Source organism: Salinibacter ruber DSM 13855 (assembly GCF_000013045.1).
GTDB classification, from domain to species: Bacteria; Bacteroidota; Rhodothermia; order Rhodothermales; family Salinibacteraceae; genus Salinibacter; species Salinibacter ruber.
In genome coordinates, this window is record NC_007677.1 from 2,087,738 (window position 1) to 2,112,743 (window position 25,006).

General features: G+C 67.4%; 22 protein-coding genes. 7 read left to right on the forward strand and 15 right to left on the reverse strand.

Features of this window, described 5'->3' with window-relative positions; genetic code table 11:
- Nucleotides 1-7 precede the first annotated feature (7 nt).
- From acs to SRU_RS08900, 3 genes are all read right to left on the reverse strand, one after another.
- On the reverse strand, nt 8-1,999 hold the full coding sequence (gene acs, locus SRU_RS08890) for an acetate--CoA ligase (protein ID WP_011404429.1): 1,992 nt from the start codon (nt 1,997-1,999) through the stop codon (nt 8-10).
- A gap of 123 nt (nt 2,000-2,122) precedes the next feature.
- A complete protein-coding gene (gene pabB / locus SRU_RS08895) occupies nt 2,123-3,970 on the reverse strand; it encodes an aminodeoxychorismate synthase component I (RefSeq protein WP_011404430.1) in 1,848 nt (615 codons plus the stop codon).
- Nucleotides 3,971-4,108: 138 nt separating this feature from the next.
- Entirely contained in the window at nt 4,109-5,131 is a 1,023-nt protein-coding gene (locus SRU_RS08900) for a zinc-dependent alcohol dehydrogenase family protein (protein ID WP_011404431.1), read from the reverse strand.
- Nucleotides 5,132-5,420: 289 nt separating this feature from the next.
- Here SRU_RS08900 and SRU_RS08905 point away from each other — a divergent pair, with 289 nt between their 5' ends.
- Both SRU_RS08905 and SRU_RS08910 read left to right on the forward strand, forming a co-directional pair.
- On the forward strand, nt 5,421-6,572 hold the full coding sequence (locus tag SRU_RS08905) for an alkene reductase (protein ID WP_011404432.1): 1,152 nt from the start codon (nt 5,421-5,423) through the stop codon (nt 6,570-6,572).
- Between the two features lie 44 nt (nt 6,573-6,616).
- A complete protein-coding gene (locus tag SRU_RS08910; RefSeq protein WP_011404433.1) occupies nt 6,617-7,390 on the forward strand; it encodes a pirin family protein in 774 nt (257 codons plus the stop codon).
- An 89-nt stretch (nt 7,391-7,479) separates the two neighbouring features.
- Here the strand turns inward: SRU_RS08910 and SRU_RS08915 are convergent, their stop codons facing one another.
- Complete coding sequence (locus tag SRU_RS08915; protein ID WP_043552388.1) at nt 7,480-7,689, reverse strand: hypothetical protein; 210 nt, start codon at nt 7,687-7,689, stop codon at nt 7,480-7,482.
- A gap of 100 nt (nt 7,690-7,789) precedes the next feature.
- The gene (locus tag SRU_RS08920) at nt 7,790-11,299 is read right to left on the reverse strand and encodes a methylmalonyl-CoA mutase family protein (protein ID WP_112904139.1); all 3,510 of its coding nucleotides are present in this window, start codon (nt 11,297-11,299) and stop codon (nt 7,790-7,792) included.
- 316 nt (nt 11,300-11,615) lie between these two features.
- Here SRU_RS08920 and SRU_RS08925 point away from each other — a divergent pair, with 316 nt between their 5' ends.
- Nucleotides 11,616-12,401 carry an NAD-dependent epimerase/dehydratase family protein gene (locus SRU_RS08925; RefSeq protein WP_237701693.1) on the forward strand — a complete coding sequence of 262 codons (786 nt, stop codon included), beginning with the start codon at nt 11,616-11,618 and terminating at the stop codon, nt 12,399-12,401.
- A 55-nt stretch (nt 12,402-12,456) separates the two neighbouring features.
- Here SRU_RS08925 and SRU_RS08930 read toward each other — a convergent pair whose 3' ends face one another.
- The 7 genes from SRU_RS08930 to SRU_RS08960 all read right to left on the reverse strand — a co-directional run bounded on the left by SRU_RS08930 (nt 12,457) and on the right by SRU_RS08960 (nt 18,564).
- On the reverse strand, nt 12,457-12,984 hold the full coding sequence (locus SRU_RS08930; protein ID WP_011404436.1) for a Na+/H+ antiporter subunit E: 528 nt from the start codon (nt 12,982-12,984) through the stop codon (nt 12,457-12,459).
- A complete protein-coding gene (locus tag SRU_RS08935) occupies nt 12,911-14,479 on the reverse strand; it encodes a Na+/H+ antiporter subunit D (RefSeq protein WP_011404437.1) in 1,569 nt (522 codons plus the stop codon). Before SRU_RS08935 ends, SRU_RS08930 begins: the two co-directional genes overlap by 74 nt.
- Nucleotides 14,480-14,522: 43 nt before the next feature.
- Nucleotides 14,523-14,879 (reverse strand): sodium:proton antiporter, encoded by a 357-nt coding sequence (locus SRU_RS08940; protein ID WP_011404438.1) that lies wholly within the window; start codon nt 14,877-14,879, stop codon nt 14,523-14,525.
- Nucleotides 14,880-14,924: 45 nt separating this feature from the next.
- Entirely contained in the window at nt 14,925-15,359 is a 435-nt protein-coding gene (locus SRU_RS08945; RefSeq protein ID WP_011404439.1) for a Na+/H+ antiporter subunit B, read from the reverse strand.
- A complete protein-coding gene (locus SRU_RS08950) occupies nt 15,356-17,740 on the reverse strand; it encodes a putative monovalent cation/H+ antiporter subunit A (RefSeq protein ID WP_011404440.1) in 2,385 nt (794 codons plus the stop codon). Before SRU_RS08950 ends, SRU_RS08945 begins: the two co-directional genes overlap by 4 nt.
- Nucleotides 17,741-17,805: 65 nt before the next feature.
- Nucleotides 17,806-18,210, reverse strand: coding sequence for a monovalent cation/H(+) antiporter subunit G (gene mnhG, locus SRU_RS08955; RefSeq protein WP_011404441.1), 405 nt, complete (start codon nt 18,208-18,210; stop codon nt 17,806-17,808).
- Nucleotides 18,211-18,252: 42 nt separating this feature from the next.
- The gene (locus SRU_RS08960) at nt 18,253-18,564 is read right to left on the reverse strand and encodes a monovalent cation/H+ antiporter complex subunit F (RefSeq protein WP_011404442.1); all 312 of its coding nucleotides are present in this window, start codon (nt 18,562-18,564) and stop codon (nt 18,253-18,255) included.
- 286 nt (nt 18,565-18,850) lie between these two features.
- Between SRU_RS08960 and SRU_RS08965 the strand changes: the two genes are divergently transcribed.
- From SRU_RS08965 to SRU_RS08980, 4 genes are all read left to right on the forward strand, one after another.
- Nucleotides 18,851-19,138, forward strand: a complete 288-nt coding sequence (locus SRU_RS08965; protein ID WP_231847077.1) for an amphi-Trp domain-containing protein — start codon at nt 18,851-18,853, stop codon at nt 19,136-19,138.
- An 82-nt stretch (nt 19,139-19,220) separates the two neighbouring features.
- Nucleotides 19,221-19,781 (forward strand): DUF2911 domain-containing protein, encoded by a 561-nt coding sequence (locus SRU_RS08970; RefSeq protein ID WP_011404444.1) that lies wholly within the window; start codon nt 19,221-19,223, stop codon nt 19,779-19,781.
- A 59-nt stretch (nt 19,782-19,840) separates the two neighbouring features.
- A complete protein-coding gene (locus tag SRU_RS08975; protein ID WP_011404445.1) occupies nt 19,841-20,188 on the forward strand; it encodes a hypothetical protein in 348 nt (115 codons plus the stop codon).
- Between the two features lie 74 nt (nt 20,189-20,262).
- The gene (locus SRU_RS08980; protein ID WP_013062160.1) at nt 20,263-20,532 is read left to right on the forward strand and encodes a hypothetical protein; all 270 of its coding nucleotides are present in this window, start codon (nt 20,263-20,265) and stop codon (nt 20,530-20,532) included.
- A gap of 45 nt (nt 20,533-20,577) precedes the next feature.
- Here SRU_RS08980 and SRU_RS08985 read toward each other — a convergent pair whose 3' ends face one another.
- The 3 genes from SRU_RS08985 to SRU_RS08995 all read right to left on the reverse strand — a co-directional run bounded on the left by SRU_RS08985 (nt 20,578) and on the right by SRU_RS08995 (nt 24,974).
- A complete protein-coding gene (locus SRU_RS08985; protein ID WP_013062161.1) occupies nt 20,578-22,884 on the reverse strand; it encodes an acyl-CoA dehydrogenase in 2,307 nt (768 codons plus the stop codon).
- A 65-nt stretch (nt 22,885-22,949) separates the two neighbouring features.
- Complete coding sequence (gene hemE / locus SRU_RS08990; RefSeq protein ID WP_011404447.1) at nt 22,950-24,014, reverse strand: uroporphyrinogen decarboxylase; 1,065 nt, start codon at nt 24,012-24,014, stop codon at nt 22,950-22,952.
- A gap of 90 nt (nt 24,015-24,104) precedes the next feature.
- Nucleotides 24,105-24,974, reverse strand: a complete 870-nt coding sequence (locus tag SRU_RS08995) for a dienelactone hydrolase family protein (protein WP_112904141.1) — start codon at nt 24,972-24,974, stop codon at nt 24,105-24,107.
- Nucleotides 24,975-25,006: the final 32 nt, after the last annotated feature.

Genomic DNA, 25,006 nt, shown 5'->3' on the forward strand with positions numbered 1-25,006 from the left:
GACGGGGCTACGCCTCCTGAACCTGCCGCCGTATTTCTTCGGGGACGCTCGGGTCGCGGAGGGTGGTGGTGTCGCCGAGGTCCTTCCCGTTGGAGATGTTTTCGAGGAGGCGACGCATAATCTTGCCGGAGCGCGTCTTGGGGAGATCCCCGACGAAGATGACGTTTCCCGGGCGGGCAAAGGCCCCGATCTCTTTCTCAACGGCGGCGACGATGTCCTGCCGGAGCTCGTCGGACGCCGCCACCCCGTCGCGGGGCGTGACGTACACGTCGGGCACGTTTCCCTTCTGGTCGTCCTGCCGGGCGGCCACTGCGGCCTCGGCCACCTCGGACACCTGGGCCACGGCCGACTCCAGCTCCATGGTGCCGAGCCGGTGCCCGGCCACGTTCATCACGTCGTCGAGGCGCCCCAGGACGCGGAAGTAGCCGTCCTGGGCGTGCACGGCCCCGTCCCCGGCCTCGTAGACCCAGTCGCGCCAGTCGTCGGAGTCGACGTCCGAGAAGCGGCGCCAGTACTCGTTGATGAAGCGCTGGTCGTCGCCGTACACGGTCTGCAGCATGCCCGGCCAGGGGCGCTCGATCACCAAGTTGCCGGCCTGCCCGCTCGCGGCCTCCACGGGCGTGCCGTTGTTGTCGTAGATGGCCGGCTGGATGCCGGGGCACGGACGCCCGGCCGAGCCGGGCTTCATGTCCTGTAGGGCCGGCAGGTTGGTGATGAGGTGGCCCCCCGTCTCCGTCTGCCACCAGGTGTCGACGATGACGGCGTCCTCGTTTCCGATGTGCGTGTAGTACCAGAGCCACGCCTCCGGCTGAATGGGCTCCCCGACCGTCGTCATGTGGCGGAAGTTGAAGTCGTACGACGCCGGGTGCTCCTTCCCCCACTTCATGTACATCCGCACCGCCGTGGGGGAGGTGTGGAAGATGTCGACGTCGTGCCGCTCGGCAATTTCCCAGGTGACGCCCTTGTGCGGATGGTCGGGCGCGCCCTCCCGCATCACGCTCGTCGTGCCTAGGGCGAGCGGGCCGTAGACGATGTAGGAGTGGCCGGTAATCCATCCGATGTCGGCGGCACACCAGTAGGTGTCATTGGGCTTGATGTCGAGGACGTACTTCGACGTGCCCGCCACGTAGCTGAGGTAGCCGCCGGTCCGGTGCTGGGCCCCCTTCGGCTTGCCGGTGGTGCCGGACGTGTACATCAGGAAGAGAGTGTCTTCGGCGTCGCGCGACACCGGCTCGACTCGCGCCCGTTCGTTGTTGGCGAGGAGCTCGGACACGAGGATGTCGCGTCCCTCCTCCAGGTCGGCCTCGGGGTGAAGGGTTCCCTCGTGGCGCTCCCACACCAGCACCGTGTCGATGTCGGTGTCCGCCTCCTCCACGGCGGTGTCGGCCTTCTCCTTGTGGTGCAAGAACTCGCCCCGCCGGTAGTAGCCGTCGATCGTGACGATGACGTCGGAGTCGGCATCGGTGGCGCGCTGGGCGAGGGCGCTGGCCGAGAAGCCGCCAAAGACGACCGAGTGCGGCGCGCCGATGCGGGCACAGGCGAGCATGGTGATGGGCAGCGCGGGCACCATCGGAAGGTGGAGCGTAACCACGTCGTCCTCCTGGACCCCCACGTCGCGGAGCGAGGCCGCCATCTTGTTGACTTCCCGGTAGAGATCCCGGTACGTCAGCGTGCGCCGGGTGCCGTCCTCGCCCTCCCAGATGAAGGCCGCCTGGTTGGGCCGCTCGTGGAGGTGACGGTCCACGCAGTTGTAGCAGGCGTTGAGCTCCCCGCCCGTAAACCACTCGAAGAAGGGCGGGTCGGACCCGTCGAAGACCTCGTCCCAGCGGGTGTCCCAGTCCAGAAGGTCGGCGTACTCCTCAAATCCTTCCGGAAAGTCGTCGAACCGATCGTAGATCGCCGGGTCCGACACGTTGGCCTGCCCCACGAATGCGGAGGGAGGGCGGAGATACTCCTGGTCGGACAGTCGGGCTTCGAGGGCAGCGTCGGCGTCGGCCATGACGGGCAGAGGGGTCGTGTGCGGAGCAGCGAAGTGCGGGGGCGCCCCATCCGGAAGGGCTTCGATTTTTCGGAGGGTTGCCCACTCCCACTGGGGCTACCTTAGGAATTTGGGGGCCCAATTTCAACTCGGAGCGGGGACCTCGGCCGCCACCACAAGCTCCGCCTCGCACCAGCCCCGGACCGCGTTGCAGCAGTACAGGGCGTCCGCCTCTCGAAGATCCTGAAGGCGCAGGGGGCGCTCCGTAGCCTCCGGATGCGTCTCCAATACGTGGTCCCGATACACGCCCGCCAGGAGGCCGGCCTCCGCCGGCGGGGTCCACAGCGCATCGCCCCGCCGAACGAACACGTTGCTGTAGGCGCCCTCGGTCACCTGCCCGTCCTGATTCAGGAGAATTGCCTCGTCGAACCCCTCATCGCGAGCCCTGCGGAGGGCGCGCTCGTACAGGCCGCGCCGCGTGGTCTTGTGGAAGAACAGCGGGTCGGAGCGGTCCACCCGCTCCTCCGCAATGGTCAGCCGCCACGGCACGCCCGACGCCCCCTGGATCGGGGTGGTCTGAACCGCGATGCGGCCCCAGCGGTCGAGCGTCGCTCGGACCTTGGCGTGCGGTTCGTTCTCGTTTTCAGCCACCGCCCGCCGCACGCGGCGCCGAAACCGCGCCTCGTCGAAGGGGAACGAGAAGTAGCCGGCCGAACGGGCGAGACGTGCCACGTGCCGGTCGAGAAATTCAATCTGCCCGTCGTCGGCACGCATCGTTTCGATGAGCTTCAGGTCCTCGTCGGGAGGCGTCGTCGATGTCGTCTGCACGGACCGGTCCTGCGTCAGGAAATCGCCCTTCAGCTTGCACTCGTCGTACTCGGCCGCCGGGTCGGAGTCCCATACGATGCCGCTGCCAATGCCCATGGTGCCGTCGCCCCCGTCGAGGACGGCGGTGCGGATCGCCACGCTGAAGACAGCCGTGTCGTCCGGGCCCGCCATGCCGACGGCCCCGCAGTAGACGCCGCGGGGATCCGATTCCAGGGTTTGGATGGTCCGCATGGCGCGGCGCTTGGGGGCCCCAGTGATGGAGCCGCACGGAAACAGCGCGCGGAGCACCTCGGCGAGGCCCGCCTCGTCTCGGAGGCGCCCCTCGACGGTGGACGTCATCTGCGTGACCGTCCGGTACGGCTCCGTGTCGTAGAGGGACGGCACCGTAACCGTGCCCGGGCGGCAACACACCGACAGGTCGTTGCGGAGCAGGTCGACAATCATTAGGTTCTCCGCCCGGTTTTTCGGATCGGCGGCAAGCTCGTCCCGCAGGGCTTGGTCCTCTTCCAGGGTACGGCCGCGCCGGATGGTGCCCTTCATGGGCCGGGTCACCAGCCGGTCGCCCTCGCGCCGAAAGAACAGTTCGGGCGACAGGGACAGGATCTGTCGGTCGCCGCAGTGCAGGTACGCGGCGTACGGGACGCGCTGCCGGGCCCGCAGGCGACGATAGAGGCCCCGCGGGTCGCCCTCCAGGCGAAAGCGGAGCGGCGCCGTGTAGTTGATCTGATACACGTTCCCCTTCCCGATGTGGCGCCGGACCGCCCGGATGTCCTCGATGTAGTCCGACTCCGCGACGCCGAGTCGAAGGTCCTCCACGGCAGGACGCCCGTCGAGGGTTCGCAGGCCCGCCTCCACGTCCGCCGGCGCGAGGCGGCACGGCGCGTCGTAGACGCCAAACCACGCGAGGGGGGAGTCGGCCCGCTCCGGGATGTCGAGGTCCACAAACGGGTAGCCGGCCTCGTACGAAAGGTACCCCGCAACGTAATTGCCACGGGCCGTTTCCTGCTGGAGCGTTTCGACCAGCCCCTTCACGGCCGCCGCGGTGGACGCAGTGTGGACGCGTTTCGGGGCCGTGAAGCCGTAGCTCCACTGGTTTTCGGCGTCGGGCCGGGCCGAGTCGAGCAGGACGGTTCCCGGGCGGGCGAGGGTCTGAGGGTCAAACACGGGGTGCTAGGGGGATCCGTAGGACAACGCCTGTCAACCTAAGGTACGTTCCCCCTAGTGCTTCGTTGCCCCGCCGATGCCTTCGTCCGCAACGATTCTCAAACACCGGCTCGCCCCCGTTCTGTCCGCCATCGGTTCCTAAATCGAGATGACGACCTTCCCGAAGTGGGCCTGGTCGGCCTGGTACTGGTAGGCCTCCTGCGCCTCCTCCATCGGAAAGGTCCGGTCCACAACCGGCCGGATGTCGTTGGTCTGAATCGCGGCGTTCATAGCCGCGAAGGAGTCGCGCGGGTGGTCGATCGAGCCCACGTAAATGCCGTGGAGGTGCCCCCGGCGCTGCATGAGCATTTGCGGGTTCGGGTTCTCGTCCGCGTCGGTGAGCACCCCGATCAGTCCAATTTTGCCCTCCGGCGCCACGGCCTGGAAGGAGCGCCCCAGTGTACCGGTGCCCCCCACCTCGACCACGCAATCCACCCCTTCCCCGTCGGTCCGCTCTAGAACGGGCTCGTGCCAGTCGGGCGTGCGCTCGTAGTTGATGGTCTCGTCGGCCCCGAGGGCACGGGCGCGCTCCAACTTGTCGTCGCTCGACGAGGTGATGAACGTACGGGCGCCGGCCGCCTTAGCAAACTGGAGGGCAAAGATGGACACCCCGCCCGTCCCCAACATCAGAACTGTCTGACCGGGCTGAACGGGCGTGCCCGCCCCGAAGAGGGCGTGCCAGGCCGTGTGGGCCGCGCACGGCAACGTGGCGGCCTCCTCGAAGGAAAGGGAGTCGGGCACGGGCAGGAGGCCGCTTTCGTGGAAGACCTGGAACTCCGACAGGGTGCCATCGAGCGGAGCGCCGAGGGCCTGCCGGGGGGCCGAGGGCGGGGCATCGGGCGGTACCTGCGAGAAGGTATTCACCACCCGGTCGCCCTCTTCGAAGCGCGTCACCCCCTCTCCCACAGCATCTACAACCCCGGCCCCGTCCGAGAGCGGGATGACGGGTGCGTCCTGCTGGGCCGGATACGTCCCCCAGGCAATTGACAGATCCCGGTAGTTGATGGACGCGGCCCGGAGTCGCACGCGCACCTGCCCCGGGCCGGGCGCCGGGCGCGGACGCTCCGTGGGCTCCAGGGCGTCGAAGGCGTCGCCGGTGGGGTCGAGCTCAATGGCATCCATAAGAGAAACTGTACCTATGAGGGGAAAGCCGACTGCGGGCGAAGCGGAAACCCATCGCGGCAACGTCCGGCCCACACCGCTCGGCATGGACACTGAACGGGGCACGATTGGGGTTTTGCTCACAATGACAGGCTCAATGAAGGGCCTCTGGAATGATCGTTCCAGATTGACCGCATCTTTGTCCATGCGGAGACCCTGCGAAATTGCGCACACGAACTGGAACGTACGTTTCAGAATTGGAGTACATGGCATCGGTATTACACTCATATGCACCAATCCTCTTTTCCTCGTGGCTTCTCCCCTCTTCGACGACTTGGACCTTGGCCCCCTTCCCCTTCCGCACCGCGTGGCGATGGCGCCGCTCACCCGCAACCGGGCGGCGGCGGGCAACGTGCCCACCGAGATGAACGCCGAGTACTACCGCCAGCGCGCCGATGCCGCCTTCATCGTGAGCGAGGCCACGCAGGTGGCGCCGAAGGGCCAGGGCTACCCGCGCACGCCCGGCATCCATTCCGACGCGCAGGTCGAGGGCTGGAAAGCGGTCACCGACGCGGTCCACGACGCCGGCGGGCGCATCTTCCTGCAGCTCTGGCACGTGGGGCGCATCTCGCACTCCCTGTACCACGACGGCGAGAAGCCGGTGGCCCCGTCCCCCATTCCGGCCGAGGGGGAGGTCATCACGCCGGAGTTGGAGATGACGTCATTCGAGACGCCGCGCGCCCTGGAGACGGAGGAAGTGCCCGAGGTGGTGGAGCAGTACCGCCGGGGCGCCGAGAATGCTCAGCGGGCCGGGTTCGACGGTGTGGAGATCCACGGGGCGAACGGGTACCTCATCGACCAATTCCTTCGCTCCGGCACCAACGACCGCGCCGACCGCTACGGGGGATCGCTCGACAACCGCCTGCGCTTTCTGCGTGAGGTGATGGCCGCCGTGACGGACGTGTGGACGTCGGACCGGGTGGGCGTGCGCCTCTCGCCCCTGGCCCCCATTCACGGCATCTACGACGACACGCCGGAGGCCACCTTCCGTGGGGCGGCGGCGACCGCCAACGACCACGATCTCGCCTACGTCCACCTCGTGGAGCCGGACGCCCCCAAGCCGCCCGTGGCCGGCGACGGAGACGCGGCCGATGTCTTCGGCGCAATCCGGGAGGCCTTCGACGGGGCCCTCGTCGCCAACGGCAACTACGACACCGACTCCGCCACCGACGCCATCGAGCGCGGGTACGCGGACCTCGTCGCATTCGGGCGCGCCTTCCTGGCCAACCCCGACCTGCCCCGGCGCCTGAAGGAAGGCCTGCCCATCAACGTCCCCGACGAGGACACCTTCTACAACGGCGACGAGCACGGGTACACGGACTACCCGACCTGGGAGGAGCTCCAGAACGGCGTCTCGTTCGACACCCTCGACGCCCTTTCGGAGCTCAAGGCGCGCGGCTGACCGATCCTCCCCATCCTTCCACCCTCTTCCCAATTCCCTGCCCCATGACCACGCCAGAGACATCCGCCCCTGAGTCCCCCACCATTCGCCTCCGCCGCAGTGACGAGCGGGGCTTCGAGGACATGGGGTGGACCGACAACTGGATGACCTTCTCGTTCGCGGACTACCACGACCCGGACTGGATGCACTTCGGGCCGCTGCGGGTGATGGTGGAGAACCACATCCAGCCCCACGAAGGATTCTCGGCGCACCCACACCGCGACGCGGAGATCCTCACGTACGTCTCGTCGGGCACGCTGACCCACGGCGACGACCAGGGCCACGAGGCCGGCATCTCGGCTGGGGAAATGCAGCTCATCAGCGCCGGGAGCGAGGGCATGGTCCACTCCGAGGAGAACCACCACGACGTGGTGGAGCAAAACTACCAGATGTGGCTCATCCCGGATCGGGCCGGGACCGACTTTGCCTACCACGAGCGCGGGTTCTCGCCCGACGAGCGGCAGGGCCAGTTCCGCTGCTACGTGGCCCCGTATACGTCCGAGACGGCCGGGCCGGACGGTCCGATGCCCGTGAACACCGACGCTTACGTCTACGCCGGCCTATTCGAGGCGGGCGATCGGGTCGAACACGCCCTGGCCCGGAACCGTGGGGCCTGGGTCCAGGTGGTGGAGGGCGAGGTGGAGGTCGCCGGCGTCACCCTCCAGAGCGGCGACGGGGCCGGGATTGCCGACACCGACGCGCTTCACTTTGCGTTCGGGGCCGAGACCGAGGCGCTGCTCTTCGACTTGGGCATGGACGTGCCCCTCCTCTGGACGTAAGTCAGGGACCCTGAGCCGGCCTCTCGCCCGGGAAGATTCGTGCCCCGCGCGTGCCTCCGTCCTCGCGTCGCCGGAGTGGGGACGGTGCATCAGAGCCAGTGGAACGACCCGAGCCAGACGCAGGCGCCCGCGAACAGCAACATGGCCCCCGACACCAGGTCCGGCACGTGGGTCATCCAGACCCCTTCCTCGTTCGTGTGTGACCGTCCCGCAATCCCACGCCGGACGAAGTCGCCCCCAAAGTACAGGAGCACGCAGCCGAGGGCGTTCATGCACGCGAAGACGACGGGATCGTCCATCTCGATGGGCCGCGTCTGAAGGGCTCGGGCAGCGGGTGCGCCTCTCGCCGGGCCGTGGAGTGCCTTCCGGGAGGTCGGGAGGCGGCACGGCAACGGAGCCCTACATATTCCGCCGGTACTCCCCACCCACCTCGAAGAGCGCCTCGGTAATCTGCCCGAGGGAGCAGTACTTGACCGCCTCCATCAGCACCTCGAACGTATTCTCCCCGTCCCGGGCCGCCGTTTTCAGCTCGGCGATTGCGGCCTCGTTCTTGTCGGCGTAGCGCTCCTGGAACGCCTTCAGGTTGTGGAGCTGGTGCTGCTTCTCGTCGTCGGACGAGCGCATGAGGTCCACCTCTTCGGTCCCCGACGCGTCGTCGTCCTCGTCGCGCAGGAAGGTGTTGACGCCCACCACCGGGCGGTCGCCGGAGTGCTTCGACTCCTCCAGCTTCATCGACTCCTGCTGGATCTTGCCCCGCTGGTACATCGACTCCATCGCCCCGAGCACGCCGCCGCGGTTGTTCAGGCGCTCGAACTCGTGCAGCACGGCCTCCTCCACGAGGTCCGTCAGCTCCTCAATGATGTACGACCCCTGCAGCGGGTTCTCGTTCTTCGTCATTCCCAGCTCCTTGTTGATGATGAGCTGGATCGCGATGGCGCGCCGCACGCTCTCCTCCGTCGGCGTGGTGATGGCCTCGTCGTAGGCGTTGGTGTGGAGGGAGTTGCAGTTGTCGTAGACCGCCATGAGCGCCTGCAGCGTGGTGCGGATGTCGTTAAACTGAATCTCCTCCGCGTGCAGGCTGCGGCCGGAGGTCTGGATGTGGTACTTGAGCTTCTGGCTGCGCTCGTTGGCGCCGTAGAGCTCCTTCATCGCCACCGCCCAGATGCGCCGCGCCACCCGCCCGATGACGCTGTACTCCGGGTCCATCCCGTTCGAGAAGAAGAACGAGAGGTTCTGGGCAAAGTCGTCGATGTCCATGCCCCGGCTCAGGTAGTACTCCACGTACGTGAAGCCGTTGGCCAGGGTGAAGGCCAGCTGCGTGATCGGGTTGGCGCCGGCCTCGGCGATGTGGTAGCCGGAGATGGAGACGGAGTAGTAGTTGCGGACGTCCCAGTCGATGAAGTACTGCTGGATGTCGCCCATCAACCGGAGGGCGAAGTCCGTGGAGAAGATGCAGGTGTTCTGGGCCTGGTCCTCCTTCAGGATGTCGGCCTGTACCGTGCCCCGGACCGTGTGGAGGGTGTCGGCCTTGATCTCCTCGTACGTCTCGCGGTCGAGGACGCCCCACTCCACGAGCTCTTCGCCGCTGGTGCCGAGCAGGCCCAGCCCGCTGCCGTCGTGGGTTTCCGGCAGCTCGTCCTCCCGGCCGTCCGGCCCGTACGGCACGTACTCGGGGCGGTCGTCGCCCAGGTGGTCGTCGATCGCCGCCTCCACCTCCTCCCACCGGCCCTCCTCGCGCAGGTGCTTCTCCACCTGCTGGTCGATGGCCGCGTTGAAGAACATCGCCATCAGCATCGGCGCCGGGCCGTTGATGGTCATCGACACGCTCGTCTTGCGGTCGCAGAGGTCGAAGCCCGAGAAGAGCTTCTTCATGTCGTCGAGCGTGCAGATGGACACCCCGGCGTTGCCGACCTTCCCGTAGATGTCGGGGCGTTCGGCGGGGTCGCGGCCGTAGAGGGTGACGCTGTCGAAGGCCGTGGAGAGGCGGTTCGCCTCGTCCCCCTGCGACACGAGGTGGAAGCGGCGGTTCGTACGCTCGGGCGACCCTTCGCCCGCAAACTGACGGGTCGGCATCTCCCCCTCCCGCTTGAACGGAAAGACGCCCGCCGTGAAGGGGAAGTAGCCGGGCAGGTTCTCGGTGAGGGCAAACTCCAGCCGCTCCCCCGGGGCGTCGGTCTGCGGCAGGGCGACGCGCGGGATTTGGGTGCCGCTCAGGCTCTCGCGGTAGAGCGGCACCGTAAAGTCGCGGCCCCGCACCGTGTAGGTAAACTCGTCCTGCCGGTACTCGTCGGCCAGGTCGTCCCAGTTCTCCAAGATCTCCTTGCACCGCTTGTCGAGCTTGTCCCACCAGTGGGCCTCCATCTCGTCGAGCCGGCCGGCAATCTGGTCCTGGTCCTCCGGCGCCCAGTCTTCCACCTGCTGGCGCGCGCCCTTTGCCTCCCCCCACTTCCGGGCGTACTCCACCTGCCGCTCTACCCAGTCGTGGTACGCGTCGCATGTTTCCGCAATCTCGCCGAGGTAGCGCTGCCGGTCCGGCGGGATGATGGCCACCTCGGACGGGTCCGGCTCGGGCACCTCGTCCGCGTCGTACGTGCCCGACTCGCGCTCGAAGTCGAAGTTTGCGTTCAGGCGGTCGAGCAGGCCGAGGTAGAGGCGCGTAACCCCGGGGTCCCCAAAGCGGGAGGCCATCGTCGGGTAGACCGGCATCTCTTCGGGGTCCTCATCGAACCGCATCCGGTTGCGTTGCACCTGCTTCCGCACGTCGCGCAGGGCGTCCTCCGACCCCCGCTTCTCAAACTTGTTGATCGCCACGAAGTCGGCGAGGTCCAGCATGCCGATCTTCTCCAGCTGCGTCGGCGCGCCGAAGTCGTGGGTCATCACGTAGAGCGTCAGGTCCGTGAGGTCCACGATCTCCGTGTCGCTCTGCCCAATTCCCGCCGTCTCCACGAGAATCAGGTCGAAATCCGCCGCCTGGCACACTCCGATCGCCTCCTTCAGGGCCTCCGTGGTGGTGCGGTTCGCCGCCCGCGTCGCGAAGGAGCGCATGTAGACCCGGTCCGCGTTCGTCCCGTAGATCGCGTTCATGCGGATGCGGTCGCCCAGCAGCGCCCCCCCGGTGCGCCGCCGCGTCGGGTCCACCGACAGGACGGCCAGCTCCAGGTCGTCGTGGTCGTTCAGAAACCGCCGCACGAGCTCGTCGGTCAGCGTCGACTTCCCGGCGCCCCCGGTCCCTGTGATCCCCAGCGTTGGAACGTTGGAACGTTCAACGTTCAACGTTTCAACGTCCATCTTTTCAGGACTCCCGTCTCCTCGCGGGTCGCCGTCCACAGACTGCGATTCGGCCTCCTGCTCGGCGCCAACAACGACTGCCGCCCGCTCCGGCTCCGGCGCCTCCACGCGGGTCAGGTTGCGGGCCACGGTTCGAGGGTCCCGCATCGGGACGTCGTCCGGCACGTGGAACTCGGCGTCCACGACCGGGAAGTCGCACGCCTCCACCATGTCGTTGATCATCCCCTGGAGCCCCATGTCCATCCCCTCGTCCGGCGAATAGATGTGGGCGATGCCGTAGTCCTCCAGCTCTTCTTTCTCCTCGGCCACGATGACGCCACCGCCCCCGCCGTACACGCGCACGTGCTCCGCGCCCCGTTCCTCGAGCAGGTCGTGCATGTACTTGAAGTACTCCATGTGCCCCCCCTGATAGCTCGACACGGCAATGCCCTGCGCATCTTCCTCAATGGCCGTGTCCACGATCTCCTGCACCGAGCGGTTGTGGCCGAGGTGGATCACCTCCGCGCCCGTCTGCTGCAGGATGCGGCGCATGATGTTGATCGCCGCGTCGTGCCCGTCGAACAGACTCGTGGCGGTGACGAACCGAACCGGATGGGTGGGCTGATAGCGGTCGACGTCCATGGGACAAGGGCGTTGTGTGCGAAATCCGAGGAAGGGGATGAGGGGACCAGGAAGCGCTTCCGTAAGGGGCTACGGGCAGTGCAAAGACACGTTGCATACATCTTCCCCGTTCCACGAAGCGCCCGCGTCCGTGCGCCGCCCCCGAACCACGGGTCGAGTGCACACACTCGGAATCCGTGCCCCACCCCCCCCTCGTTCTCAGCCGGAGTTCCTCTTCTCCGGGAACCCCTTCGCCCCTGTGTCGTCCGTGCAACGAGACGCCGCCCGACGCGTCTCGCCTCGCATCCCCTCTCTCGACCAAGCCTCTCGTCGTCCCGTGGCCAAACTCGTCGTTCCCGGCGGCAATGGGTTCATCGGCACCGAAATCTGCCGCGTCGCCGTGCAAAACGGGCACGAGGTGGCCGCCTTCGGGCGCACCGGCCGGCCCGCCCTCACGCCCGCCCGGCACCCCTGGGTCCAGGACGTGGAGTGGCGCGCGGCCGACGTGTTCGCCCCGGACGCCTGGCGGGATCTGCTCGACGGCGCCGACGCGGTGGTCCACACCATCGCCACCATCCGCGAGCATCCCGATCGCAACGTCACGTTCGACCGCGTGAACGCGGAGTCGGCCCTCCGTGCGGCCGAGGCGGCGGTCGCGGCCGACGTCGGCGCCGTTGTCTTTCTGTCGGTGCGCGACAAGCCGCCCCTCGTCCCCTACGCGTTCCTGTCGGCCAAGCGCCGGGCCGAGCGGGCCCTTCGCGAAGACCACCCTTCGCTCCGGACCGTGACGCTCTGCCCCAATCTCGTCTACGGAGCCCGCAAGACGGGCACGCCGACGCTCGCGGCCGTCCTCAATCAGGCCCAGGGCATGCGGCCCCATCCGTACGCCACGGCCGAGGGCCGGCCGCTGCCCGTCGAGTTCGTGGCGGCCGCCGCCGTCCAGGCCGCCGTCACCTCGACGATGGAGGGCACCCTCACGGTGCCCCAGATCGACGACATCGGGCGCACGAGCGGGCTCGTCGACCCAAACGCCGCATCCACGCCCTCCCTCGCGCCCCTGTTGGTGGGCCTGGGTGGCACCGCCCTCGGGGCCTGGCTCCTCCGCCGGTGGCGGGCCTCGTAGCGTCCTCGGTCGCCCCCGGATCGCCCTCTAGAATTCGGTCCGCTCCGCGTGGGCGCTACGAGGCGGGCGCCGCGTCGGAGACCGGCGGCGGCGCCTCCGTCGACTCCGCCCCGAGCGCGAGAATGACGCGCCGCTCCAGTGTGCGCTTCAGGTGGAGGATGTCCTCCTCCTCCCCCTGATCGATGTACATGGTGTGGATGTAAAGGTACTCCCGGTCCTCCGACACGTCGAGGCTCAGCGTGCCCGGCGTCAGCGAGATGAGGTTTGCGAAGAGAGTGATCCCCAGGTCCGACCGCACGGACAGCGGCACGGCGAGGATGCCCGCCCGCATGCGGTAGCCCGGCGTGATCGTCTCCCAGGCCACCCGGACGCTCGAGTTGATAAGCTCCTTCACGAAGAAGCCCGCCAGGGACGCCTTGTACCAGATGCGCTGGTCGTAGCTGGCCTCCCCGAGCAGGGGCCGCAACAGCCGAAGCACCCCGTAGGCGAGGACGAAGCCGAGCGCAAAGTTAGCGAGCGTGAACGCGCCCTGTACGGCCGTCCACACCAGGGCGAGGACCAGCGTCAGCAGCAGATTTTTCATGGTTGAGCACCGCTTCGACGTATTCAGAGGAATTGTAGAGCTCGTCCGCCGACCGCTCGGCGAGGTCGTACACCGGCCCGGCAAAGACGCTAATCATGATTGTAAGGGCCGCGAGCCCGGCAATCGGCACGTACATGACGCGCGTGCCCAGCCCCATCGACGACACCGCGTCCGCCAGGTCGCCCCCGCCCCCCGGAAGAAAGGCCTTCACCCAGATCTTCGTCATCGAGAACATCGTGAAGAGCCCCACGGCGACGGCCACCGTCACAATCCAGTAGGCCCCCGTCTCAATGCCGGCGATCGTCAGGATCAGTTTTGCCCAGAAGCCGGAGAGCGGCGGGAAGCCGGCTAGCGAGAACGCCGGAATGATGAAGAGGGCCGCCAGCCACGGGTGATACGCGTAGAGGCCGTCGAGCGACTTGAGGCTGAAGGAGCCCCGCAGGCGCTTCGCCACCCCACTGACGAGGAACAGGTTTGCCTTCACGATAATGTGGTGGACGATGTAGAACACCCCGCCCAGGATGGCCAGCGGCGTGTACAGCGCGAGCCCCATGATCATGTAGCCGATCTGGCTGACGATGTGGAAGGAGAGCACGCGCCGGAAGTCGTTTTGCACGGCGGCCCCGAGGACGCCCGTCACCATGGTGAGCCCCGCCCCCCACAGCAGAAGCGTATGGGTGTAGCCCACGTCCTGGGTGAAGAGCAGCGTGAAGACCCGAAAGAGCGCGTACACGCCTACCTTGGTCAGCAGGCCCGCGAAGAAGGCCGAGACCGACGCGGGCGGCGTGTGGTAGGAGGCCGGCAGCCAGAAAAAGAGCGGAAAGAGCGCCGCCTTGATGCCGAAGGAAATCAGGAACAGCATCGCCACCACCGTCACCAGGCCCGGCTGGCCGACCTCGGAGAGGGCCAGGGAGAGCTCGGCCATGTTGAGCGTGCCGGTCATGCCGTACACCAGCCCCACGCCGGATAGGAAGAGGAGCGACGACACCAGGTTGATCACGACGTACTTGACCGCCCCGGCGAGCTGCTCGTCCGTGTTGCCCAGCACGATCAGCACGAACGAGGAGATCAGCATGACCTCGAACCACACGTAGAGGTTGAAGAGGTCCCCCGTTAGAAAGGCCCCGTTGATGCCGATCATGAGCAGGTTGAAGAACGGGTAGAACCCAAATCGCACCCGCGCATCGTCGACGTCCGGCACCGCGTAGACGGCCACGGCCAGGCCAATGATGGCGGACACGATGAGCATGACCACGCTCAGGTGGTCCACCACGAACACGATCCCGAACGGCACGGGCCAGTCCCCAATCGTCGTGACCTGGATGCCCTGCTCGGTGATCCGGGACAGGAGCCCCAGCGACGCCGCCAGGATGCCCCCCATGCTGACGATGTTGATGCCCTTCTGCACCGTGGGCCATCGGGCGAACAAGAGCGCCGCCACCGCCGCCACGAACGGGATGATCAGCGGCAGGATGATCAGGAGATGGGCGGACATGAACCAGAGCAGTCAGTTCAACAGGCAGAAGGGGTCGCGGACGCTATTGGTCGCCGAGGGTCACTTCAATGATCGAGTCGGCGTCGGCCGACCCGTTGGACTCGTGCAGCCGGTAGACGAGCACGAGCGAAAAGGCCAGCAGCCCAAAGCCGATCACGATGGCCGTGAGGATGAGGGCCTGGGACAGCGGATTCGCAATGACCTCGGGCGGGTACTTGTCGCCGGCCGGAATGAGCGGCGACGCGGCCCGCGTCACCCGCCCCATCGCGAAGATCAGCAGGTGAATGCCGTTCGAGAGAACGACCACGCCGATAATCTTACGCACCAGGTCGCGCTGCAGCAGCAGGTAGACGCTGATGGCGACCATCGCGCCGGTGACGAGGGCAAGGAGGGTTTCCATCGAAAGCCGCGTGTGGTTTGTGAGAGAACCAGTCGCTCGGCGCGCCTACTCGGAGGCGGCCGACTGCGGAAAGAGCCCCGGATTGTGCTCCTCCAGCTCGTAGACGATCATGAGGGTTAGGCCGATGACCAACAGGTACACCCCTACGTCAAAGAGCACGGGGGTGCCGACCTTCAACGGCCACTTCACCCACAGCCCTTCGAGCAGGGCCCCGCCCATGAACAGCGGGAGCACCCCGCTCAGCACCGCAATGCCTAGCCCCACGGCCATCAGCCGCGGGGGCGTGGCCCGCAGGGACTCGCGGGACGCCGCCGTCCCGTAGGCAATCGCATAGAGGGAAAACGAAATGCCGGCCACGAGCCCCCCGATGAAGCCCCCACCGGTCTCGTTGTGCCCGCGAAGGAGCAGAAAGATCGAAAACAGAAGGATCAGCGGCACGAGGAGGCGCGCCGCGGTGCGCAAAATGACGGAAAACCTCACGGTACCTGTTGGGTCTGTTCAGGCTGTTCGATCGGCGCGGATGCGTCCTCGGGTGGGGGCTCCTCCTCGGCGTTGGGGTCCGGCGCCGTTCCCATGCGCAGAAGGGCGTAGATGCCGAAGCCCGCGACCAGCAGCACCGTGATCTCCCCGAGCGTGTCCAGGGCCCGGAAGTCGACCAGGATGGTGTTGACGATGTTGTGGCCCTCTCCCTTCACGTACGTGTTCTGCGCGTAGTAGTCCCCCATCGGGTTCTCGAAGGGCAGCTTGAGGACGGCCAGAATTAGCCCCGACACGACGACCCCCATCCCGGCCGCCACGGCGCCGTTCGTGACCTTCTGCCCCATCGTGAGCGTCTCCTTCACGTCCGAAACGGCGGTCAGGATGAGCACCACGAGGATGACCGTCAGCGTCTCGATGAGGAACTGGGTCTTGGCCAGGTCCGGCGCGCCGAAGGCCAGAAAGAGCAGGGCAATGCTGAAGCCGGAGACGCCGAGCGACGTGATGAGGCCGATGCGCGACCGGAAGAAGAGGGTCCCGAACGCCCCGACCACCGACAAGATCGCCAGCACCCACTCGTGGCCCGCCACCCCGGCCACCGAAATCGGCCCGCCGAAGAACCCGTAGTGGTAGAAGGCGCTCCCCACGAGCGCGATGGTCGTCCCCAAGACAATCGTGAGGTAGCGGCGCAGCACCCCGCTCTGCAGCACATTTGTCTGCCACCGCCCCACGCCCAGGAGCCCGTCGACGACATTGTCGTACCCGCGGTCGAGGCCCGTCCCGAGCCAGCGCTCAAACTGCTGGAACGCCACGTTGGTGCGGAGGCCGGTCCAGGCCAGGTACGTTCCCACGCCCGCCGCGACGGTCACGGCGCTGAGCCCCAGTTCGAGCGTGAAGCCGTGCCAGAGGGCGAGGTGCGGCGCGATGGAGGCGCCCAGCACCGCCCCGGCCGACGGGCCGAGGAACGCAGCGTCGAGCAGCCACGGCGCCAGGCCGAGGCCCACACTGAAGACCGCCAGGACGACCGGCCCGAACCAGAGCCCCGCGGCGGGCCGGTGGGCATGCTCCGTCACGTCGTTCACCTCGCCGGAGAACGGCCGAATCACCAGCAGGCCGGCGGACGCGACCAGCGCCACGTTCGCCAGCACCGAGGCGACCGTGACCGCCACCGCGGCCGGGTCAAAGTGGGTCGCTGCTTTGTAGATCAACTCCTTCCCCACGAACCCGAAAAACGGCGGAATGCCGGCCATCGACAGGGCCGCCAGGACGGCCGCCGCCCCGGTCACGGGCATCCGGTTCCAGAGGCCTCGAAGCTTCGTAATGTCCCGGACGTGCACCTCGTGGTCGATCGCCCCCGCCACCATGAAGAGGGCCGCCTTGTAGAAGGCGTGTACCAGGATGAAGACCATGCAGGCCTCCACGGCGACCTCGGTCCCCAGCCCCAGCAGCATCGTCAGGAGCCCGAGGGCCATGATGGTGGTGTAGGCCAGGATCGCCTTCATGTCGGTGTACTGCAGGGCGAGCCAGGCGCTGAGGACCATCGTCAGGGCCCCGATCCCGCCCACGATCCACATCCAGAGGTCGGTCCCCGACAGCACGGGGTGGAAGCGGGCCATCACGTAGATGCCGGCCTTCACCATCGTCGCGGAGTGGAGGTAGGCGCTCACCGGCGTGGGCGCCTCCATCGCGTTGGGAAGCCAGAAGTAGAAGGGAAACTGGGCCGACTTCGTGAACGCCCCGGCCAGCACCAGCAGGACAATGGGCAGGTAGAAGCTGTGCTGGCGAATCACGTCGCCGGACTCCAGGATGGCGGAGATCTGAAAGGTGCCCGTCGCCTGCTGCATGAGGATGAACCCGACGAGCAGCGCGAGCCCGCCGGCCTTGGTGACCAGCAGCGCCTGCCAGGCCGCCCGCCGCGAGGGCGCCTCGTCGTGGTTGAAGCCGATCAGGACGAACGAGGCGAAGCTCGTCAGCTCAAAGAAAATGTAGAATGTGATCAGGTTGTCCGCCAACACCAGCCCCACCATGGCGGCCATGAACATCGACAGGTAGCTGAAGAAGCGGCCCAGATGGTGGTGCCCCTTCAGGTAGCCCCCGGCGTAGACGTAGATCAGGGTCCCGATGCCGGTGATGAGGAGGGCGAAAAAGAGGCTCAGCCCATCGACGTAAAACGACAGGTTGACGTCTAGTCCCGGCACCCAGGTGTAGGACACCCGGAGCGTCTCCCCCGCCGCCACGCGCCCCACGAGGGTCGCCAGCGTTCCCGTGATGGCGGCCGGCAGCAGCCCGTAGACCCACCCCGTGGCCCGCCCTGTAAGCTGTGTCAGCCAGGGAGAGGCGAGGGCGAGCACAAAGCCCGAGAAGACGGCAAACAGAATTGCCATGATGCGTGGCGGTCGACCGAAAAAACGAGGCGATCAGAGCCCCTCTGCGGCGCGGTTCCCAACGCTCAAGACGGAGAGCCCGAGGCGTCAGCCCCGTCCTCCGGGGCGCCGGTTGAGAACAGCGCCTCCCCCCGGTGGTCCAGCATGCGGTCCACGACTGTTCCGTCCCAGATGGAAACCCCCATTTCCTCCCGGGCAAAATAGGAGGCCCGCCCGATCATGTGGGCGGCCACCGGGGCCGTGAGGAGCAAGAACAGCACCAGGGCGAAAGCGCGCGTAAAGATCCCGAGGTCCGGATGAAAGACCACGAGGCCGGCCGCGTTCAGCGCTACGCCCAAGGTCCCGGCCTTGGTGGAGGCATGAAGGCGCATGTAGACGTCCGGCAGCCGCAGCACCCCGAGCCCGGCGACAAACACGAACAGTGTGCCCGTGGTCATCAGAAAAATACCAACAATCTGCTGGGCGAGCATAGCAGAATTTGAATATTGGGGGGGCGGGACCGGCCCGACGTACTATTCTGACTTCTGAGCCGGCGTGTCCTCCGCAACCGAGAAGTACTCAATATACCGGGCAAACGCGACCGTCCCGAGGAAGGCCACCAGGGCCAGTACCAGCGACACGTCCAGAAAGGCAGGTTGCCCCTCGAGGACAGCGTACACGAGCATGAACGCGACGGCCTGGTAGGCGATGAGGTCCAACGAGACCACCCGGTCTGGCAGGGCCGGGCCTCGCAGCAGCCGAGCCACCGTCATCACGAGCGAGAGGGCGATCGCGATCAGACAGGCGGACGCAAACCAGGCCGGAGCGCCGCTAAGCTCTACCATAACACCGGGCCCAACTCTTGCAAATGACGACGACGCCGCGCCCCATTGCGCTCATGCGCGGTGGCGATAGGAGCGCCCCTGTAATTTTACAGCCTTCAGGGTAAGTGCTGGCTCGTGAAGTCTCATCTCATTCACCGAGACCTCATGGTTCTGCGGGCCCGGCGCCGCCGCGAGCCCCCACTCGACCGCCCCAATTTTTCATCCATGAAGGATGAACGGACGCCCCAGGCTCGTGTACGTACGGTGGTATCTGCATCATAGTCTTCCCCGAACACCTCGCCCAACAATGCCCGACGATACGCTTTACGAATTCGAGCGAAACCTGTCGCGTGCGGACGTGGCCACCTACCTCCGCACCATTGCCGACGAGCTGGACGACTCCGGAGAGCTCGACTTTTCGTCCGACGAGCAGTCCACGACCGTCCGGGTTCCCGACCACGTGGAATTCGAGGTGGAACTCGAACGCGAATCGAACGACCGGGATTCCTCCGAGATCAGCCTCGAGCTGGAGATTGAATGGTACGAGACCCGGGACGGAAGCATCGCAGGCCCCGGGTCCCTGGACACGGAGTAGCCGTCTCATTGCGAGTAGGGCCGGCGATGCCGCCCCTGTCCCTCAACGTCCGACATTCTCTTAACGAAGCCCCACGTACCCCGTGTCCATACCGTTCTCTCGCCTGCTCACCCTTCTCTTCTCTGTCGGCCTTCTCGGCCTCATGGCAACCGCCCCGGCGACCGCCCAGGAACGGGGCAACGAGGAGCCTCGCACCAGCCCCAACGCGGCAGTCTCTCAGACCATCGGCACCACCGAGGTCCGCCTCACATACGGCCGGCCACAGGTAAACGGCCGTACCATTTTCGGCGGCCTGGTACCGTACGATGAGGTCTGGCGCACCGGTGCGAACGAGGCCACGACGATCTCTGTCTCGTCGGACGTCACCGTCGAGGGCGAACCGCTGCCCGCCGGGACCTACTCGCTCTACACCATTCCGGGCCCCGACTCCTGGACAATCATCTTCAACAACGTGGCGAACCAGTGGGGCACGCAGTACAACCAGAACGAGGATGCCCTACGGGTGGACGTCACGCCCGGATCCGCCCCTCAACACGAGATGATGACGTTCGTGTTCGAGGAGGTGACCAACACCTCCGGCACGTGTGTCCTCTACTGGGCCGAGGCACGCGTACCGTTCGAGATTCAGGTCGCCGAGAACTGACGCGCCCCGATCCCTCATTCCGCCCCCGCACGACCTGTTCGACCCGACCGGTTCGCCCCATGCCCGACGACGCCCAAGACGAAATCACGTTCGTCTACGAAGACGCTGACACGGTGCCCACCATCACCGCGACGGGGGCACACGGCGGCCCGTCCCCGGATGGCGCCTCCGTGGTGGCCAACCTGTACGTGGAGCGCAGCAGCATTCCCCACCACGTGAGTCACCAGATCGACGAGACCGGCCAGGTCGACCTCAGCGAGCACAGCGAGCAGGTCACACGCGGGGAACTGACGCGCGAGGTGCAGGCGTCCCTCGTCATGACGCCCGAGCACGCCATGCAGCTCGGGCGGTGGCTCCAGAGAAATGCCCGCCAGGCCATGGAGCAGCGGGAGCAGACCTTCAGCTAACCGTACAGTCCTGCCGGCAGGGCCGCCCCCGCCCTCCGTCAGGTCGCGTTTCACGAGTTGCCCCCACTGCCCCCATGGAGCGCTGCCCTTCCTGCGGTGCCCGCCGTGAGCCGTCGGACGACTACTGCCCCGTCTGTGGGGAGACGCTCACGCAGGTTCACCTCTCCGAGGCCACGGGCCCGCCGTGGCACGAGAAGACCGGGTGGCTCGGCCTCCTTGTCCTCGTATGCTGGCCCGCGGCCCTCTACGGGGTGTACAAACGGGAGACGTGGACCCGCCCCGGAGACCTCCTGCTCCTCGGGGGCTGCGCAGGGATGGCCGTCGCGTGGGGGCTGCTGCTCTGACGCCGACGGCCCGTCGACCGCGTTGGGGCGGATCATGTCCGTGCGTCATTTCGGGCCGGGCCCCGGCTTCGTCGCAATCGGGGCGCCCAGCAGGGCGTCCGGGATGCCGAACGCATTGACGAGGGCCTCCGCCTGGGGACGCACCTCATCGCAGAGGTCGTTCACGGCCCCCCGGATGGCCTTCGCCTTCGACCCGCTCACGTAGCCGGCCTCCAGAAACCAGTCCAGGTCGGCCTCGATGCGGGACAGCGCAAACAGGCGGCGGAGCGTCGTGAGCGTCTCGCGGAGGTCCGCGTCCTCGACGCCCTCAACCGCATCCGCAAAGCGCTCTAGGATCACCCGTTCGGCGTCCGCCCGGGCGCACTGCACGAGGTGATCCTGCACGTCCACGAACGCATCGAACGGCTCCATCCCGTCGTCAATGCGGCGTTGGAGGCGCCGGCCGACGTTTTGGAGCTGTTTCTCGGCCCGGTACGTAAGCGCGCTCTGCTGAAAGGGGAGGGCCCGCAGGTGGTCGGGGTCGGTGGTGCGCGTGACGACCGGATTGAGCTCCTGCACCTGCGTGGCCACCTCGTCGGCCACGAGGCGCGCCATCCCCCACAGGTTCATGTCCCGAAATTCCCGCTGGAAGTCCGAGAGCAGCCCCTTCGCCACCTGCAGCATGAGCACGGTATTGTCGCCCTCGAATGTCGTGAAGACATCCGTGTCGGCCCGGAGGCGCCCGATTCGGGTGTCGGCCCGGTAGCCCTGGCCGCCGCACGCCTCGCGCGCTTCCTGGAGGGTGGCGCTGGTGTGCCACGTGGCGTACGCCTTCAGCGCGTTGGCCTCCGCCTCGATGGCCTCCAGCGACTCGCCGCGCCCCTTCCGCGCAAACCGCGCCGTGAGGTCGTCGAGCGCAAAGTGGAGGGCGTAGGTCGTGGCCAGGCGCGGGAGGAGCCGCCGCTTGTGGGTGCGGTAGTCGAGGAGGGGCACCTCCGGTTCGTCCTTAGGCCCGAACTGGCGGCGCCGATTTCCGTAGCGCACGGCAATCGTAAGGCCCGACTTCGTCGCGCTCAGCCCCGCCCGCGCCACGCTGATGCGCCCCCCGATCAGGGTGCTCAGCATGGTGAAGAAGCGCTTCCCGGAACTGGGGATCGGACTGTCGTAGGTGCCGTCCGGGGCCACCTGTGCGTACCGGTCGAGCAGGTTCGCCCGCGGGATGCGCACCTGGTCGAACCAGAGGCGCCCGTTGTCGACGCCGTTGAGGCCGACCTTTTCGCCACAGTCCTCGATCCGGACGCGCGGCTTCGGGGTCCCGTCGTCGGCCCGAATGGGGACGAGGAAGGCGTGGACCCCGTGCTCCTCTCCGTCGGTCCGGAGCTGCGCGAAGACGGTCGCCACCTGCCCGTGCGCCGCGGCATTGCCGATCCACTCCTTCCGGGCGCCGTCGTGCGGCGTGTTGATCACAAACTCTTCGGTCGTGGGGTCGTAGCGGGCCGTCGTCTCCAGCTCCCGCACGTTCGAGCCGTGCCCCCACTCCGTCATGGCGAAGCAGCCGGGCAGGTCGAGGGTGCCCACCCGGTCCAGGTACTCCTCGTGATGCCGCTCCGTGCCGAGGTGATGAATGCTGCCCCCGAACAGGCCAAACTGCACGCCAAACTTGACGACCAGGCTCAGGTCGTGGTAGGCGAGCGTCTCGAAGGCGACGATGAACTTTTCCATGTCGCCGCCCCCGCCGTACGCGTCGGGATAGGCCAGCGCCCCGAGCCCCTGGTCGGCCAGGTGCTCGCACCAACGAAGGACCTGCTCCCGGTAGGCCTCGGTGCCCAGGCCGTCCTGGTACTCGAACACCGGATCCTGAAGCAGGGTGCGGATGTCCTCGCGCAGCTCCGCGTGGGGGCCGTCGAGGAGGCGCCGCATGGCGTCCGTGTCGAAGGGCGCCTCCGGCTCCACGGGCGACGGCTCGGGCCGCTCCCCGAGGAGATCGCGCACGACCTCCTCCCCGTCAATGTTGAGGGCCGCCTCGATGTCTTCCAGCGCCCGACGGGAGGCCTCCGGCAGCGCCGTGCCGTCGCCGCCCACGTTCGCGAGGGCCATTCCGAGTTCCGCGAGGGAGGACCGGGTCGTCACTGCCGCGTCTCCGGCCCCGTCCCGCAGCGTGCGAATCCACCGGAAGTACTGTGTGGGCGTGGGGGGCGACTGGGGATCGAGGTGGTCGCAAATCGCCTCACGGGTGGAGGCATCGAGCCACTCCTGCGTGCGAAGGTGGCCCCGGATCGTCTCCGCCTCCGACGGCGTGAGCACCCCGTCGGCCCAGGCCACGTACAGCAGTGGAAGGACGGCGCGGACCCGTGGCGAGTCGGTATCGAGCATGGAAGCAGAGTGGATGCGTGAAACGAAAAGTGGACGGCGCGATCCCGACCTCACCCCGCCCTTTGTCAAACGGTCCGCATGTGCCGGGAGTGTTCGTGGACGGCATCGACGAAGACGCGGGCGTGCTCGGGGTCGTGGTCCGGCAGCATGCCGTGCCCCAGATTGCCAATGTGATGGTGCGGCCCGAAGCCCGCCAGCATGTGCTGCACCTCGCGCCGCAGAACGTCGGGCGGGGCGTACAGCGCGCAGGGGTCGAGGTTGCCCTGCAGGACGGCCCGGTCCCCGACCGTATCGCGGGCGGCGTCCGGGTCCATCGTGGAGTCCAGGCTGATCACGTCGTAGTCCGTATCCGCCAGCGCGTCGAGGGCGTAGTGGGCCCCCTTCGCAAAGATGACGAGCGGCACGTCGGGATGCGCCGCCTTCACCCGCGTGGCGATCTCGGCGAGGTACGGCAGGCAGAACGTGCGGAAATTCTCGGGGGTGTGGAGGCCCGCCCAGGAGTCAAACACCTGAAGCATCTGCGCCCCGGCGTCCACCTGCCGAATCAGGTACTCGACGATCACGTCCGTCGTGCGCTGGAGCAGGGCCTTGCTGGCGTCGGGGTGGCGGTAGAGCCAGCGCCGGGCGGCCCGGTAGGACTTGCTGCCGCCCCCCTCCACCATGTACGCCATGAGGGTCCACGGCGCCCCCGAGAAGCCAATCAGCGGCACCCGCCCGGCCAACTCGTGCCGCGTCACCGTCAAGGCCTCGAACACGTGCCCGAGGGCCGACTCCACGTCCGGCTCCACGAGGCGCTCCATCTCGTCGGGCGTCGTGAGGGGCTTGGGGAAGGTCGGCCCTTGTCCCGACACCATCTTGACCGTGAGCCCCATCGCCTCCGGCACCACCATGATGTCGCAGAAGAGAATCGCCGCGTCGAGGGAAAAGCGCTCCACCGGCTGGATGGTCACCTCCGCCGCGAGTTCGGGCGTCTCCACCACCTCAAAAAAACTGTGCTCCTTCCGGATCGCCTGGTACTCGGGCAGGTACCGGCCGGCCTGCCGCATCATCCAGACGGGCGTGCAGTCGGTGGGCTCCCCGCGGGCGGTGCGGAGAAGGCGGTCGTTGTCGAGGGACGGAAAGGAGGCCATATGCGCGACTGGAGGTCCAACGGAATGAACAGGTATTGAGCAGATCGGCTCGGTGCCGCTCCCGACGTGCTCGCCGGGCCCCGAGAACGCCTACCGGGTGAGGTGCGTCTGGAGAAAGTCGGTCGTGCGCGTCCAGGCCTGCTCGGCGGCCGCCGGCTCGTAGCTCTCCCCCGACGGGTTCGCGAAGGCGTGGCCGGCGTCGTACTCGTGGTACGCGAGCGATGTCCCGGCGTCTTCCATCCGGTCCCGAAACTTCCGGGCCGCGTCGATCGGGACGGCCTGGTCCTGCGTCCCGAAGTGGGCGAGGATCGGCGTCTCCAGCGCCTGCAGGGCCTCCCCCGCGAGGGGATCCGGCGTGCCGTAGTAGGCCACGGCCGCGTCGAAGGCGGACGCCTCCTCCGCCAGGGTTCGGTACGTCATGCCCCCGCCGAAGCACCACCCCAGCAGGGCGGTCCGGGGCGCGTCGGCCTCCGAGGACAGGTAGGCCCGCCCGTCCCGTACGTTCTCGACGAGCCGTGACGGCTCCCTCATCGCCTGGCCCATGAGTGCCTGTGCGGAGTCCGGCGTTTCGGCCACGGCACCGCCGTACAGGTCCACGGCCAGGGCGCGGTACCCCTCACCGGCAAGGCGCCGGGTGGCCGCCCGGACATTGTCGTTGAGGCCCCACCACTCGTGAATCACCACGATGCCGGGGAGGGCGTCGCCCCCGCGCGCCGACCGCACCGAGTCCACATCGGCGGGCGCGGCCAGGTACCCGGTCCGGGCCGTCCCGTTCTGTTGCCCGTAGGTGACCGTGCGCCCCTCCACCGGAATCTTGGGCGCCTGGGCGGCCTCGGTGGCCGTGGGCGTGTCACCCTCGTGCTCCTCCGCCATGCGCTCAGCCTCGGAGCCGCTGTCGGAGCCACAGCCGGTGAGCAGGGGGAGCGCACACAGGATGAGGACGGAACCAGCGACGCGCATGGGCACAGGGGCGTTTTGGAGAAGTGGGTGAG

Bases quoted from the DNA above. Each gene is read 5' to 3' on its own strand.
- SRU_RS08960 (WP_011404442.1), bottom strand. From the start codon at position 18,564: ATGGTAGAGCTTAGCGGCGCTCCGGCCTGGTTTGCGTCCGCCTGTCTG.
- SRU_RS08940 (WP_011404438.1), bottom strand. From the start codon at position 14,879: ATGGAAACCCTCCTTGCCCTCGTCACCGGCGCGATGGTCGCCATCAGC.
- SRU_RS08965 (WP_231847077.1), top strand. From the start codon at position 18,851: ATGCCCGACGATACGCTTTACGAATTCGAGCGAAACCTGTCGCGTGCG.
- SRU_RS08980 (WP_013062160.1), top strand. From the start codon at position 20,263: ATGGAGCGCTGCCCTTCCTGCGGTGCCCGCCGTGAGCCGTCGGACGAC.
- hemE (WP_011404447.1), bottom strand. From the start codon at position 24,014: ATGGCCTCCTTTCCGTCCCTCGACAACGACCGCCTTCTCCGCACCGCC.
- mnhG (WP_011404441.1), bottom strand. From the start codon at position 18,210: ATGCTCGCCCAGCAGATTGTTGGTATTTTTCTGATGACCACGGGCACA.
- SRU_RS08935 (WP_011404437.1), bottom strand. From the start codon at position 14,479: ATGTCCGCCCATCTCCTGATCATCCTGCCGCTGATCATCCCGTTCGTG.
- SRU_RS08900 (WP_011404431.1), bottom strand. From the start codon at position 5,131: ATGGATGCCATTGAGCTCGACCCCACCGGCGACGCCTTCGACGCCCTG.
- SRU_RS08920 (WP_112904139.1), bottom strand. From the start codon at position 11,299: ATGGACGTCGACCGCTATCAGCCCACCCATCCGGTTCGGTTCGTCACC.
- SRU_RS08975 (WP_011404445.1), top strand. From the start codon at position 19,841: ATGCCCGACGACGCCCAAGACGAAATCACGTTCGTCTACGAAGACGCT.
- SRU_RS08915 (WP_043552388.1), bottom strand. From the start codon at position 7,689: ATGGACGATCCCGTCGTCTTCGCGTGCATGAACGCCCTCGGCTGCGTG.
- acs (WP_011404429.1), bottom strand. From the start codon at position 1,999: ATGGCCGACGCCGACGCTGCCCTCGAAGCCCGACTGTCCGACCAGGAG.
- SRU_RS08985 (WP_013062161.1), bottom strand. From the start codon at position 22,884: ATGCTCGATACCGACTCGCCACGGGTCCGCGCCGTCCTTCCACTGCTG.
- SRU_RS08995 (WP_112904141.1), bottom strand. From the start codon at position 24,974: ATGCGCGTCGCTGGTTCCGTCCTCATCCTGTGTGCGCTCCCCCTGCTC.
- SRU_RS08910 (WP_011404433.1), top strand. From the start codon at position 6,617: ATGACCACGCCAGAGACATCCGCCCCTGAGTCCCCCACCATTCGCCTC.
- SRU_RS08950 (WP_011404440.1), bottom strand. From the start codon at position 17,740: ATGGCAATTCTGTTTGCCGTCTTCTCGGGCTTTGTGCTCGCCCTCGCC.
- SRU_RS08930 (WP_011404436.1), bottom strand. From the start codon at position 12,984: ATGAAAAATCTGCTGCTGACGCTGGTCCTCGCCCTGGTGTGGACGGCC.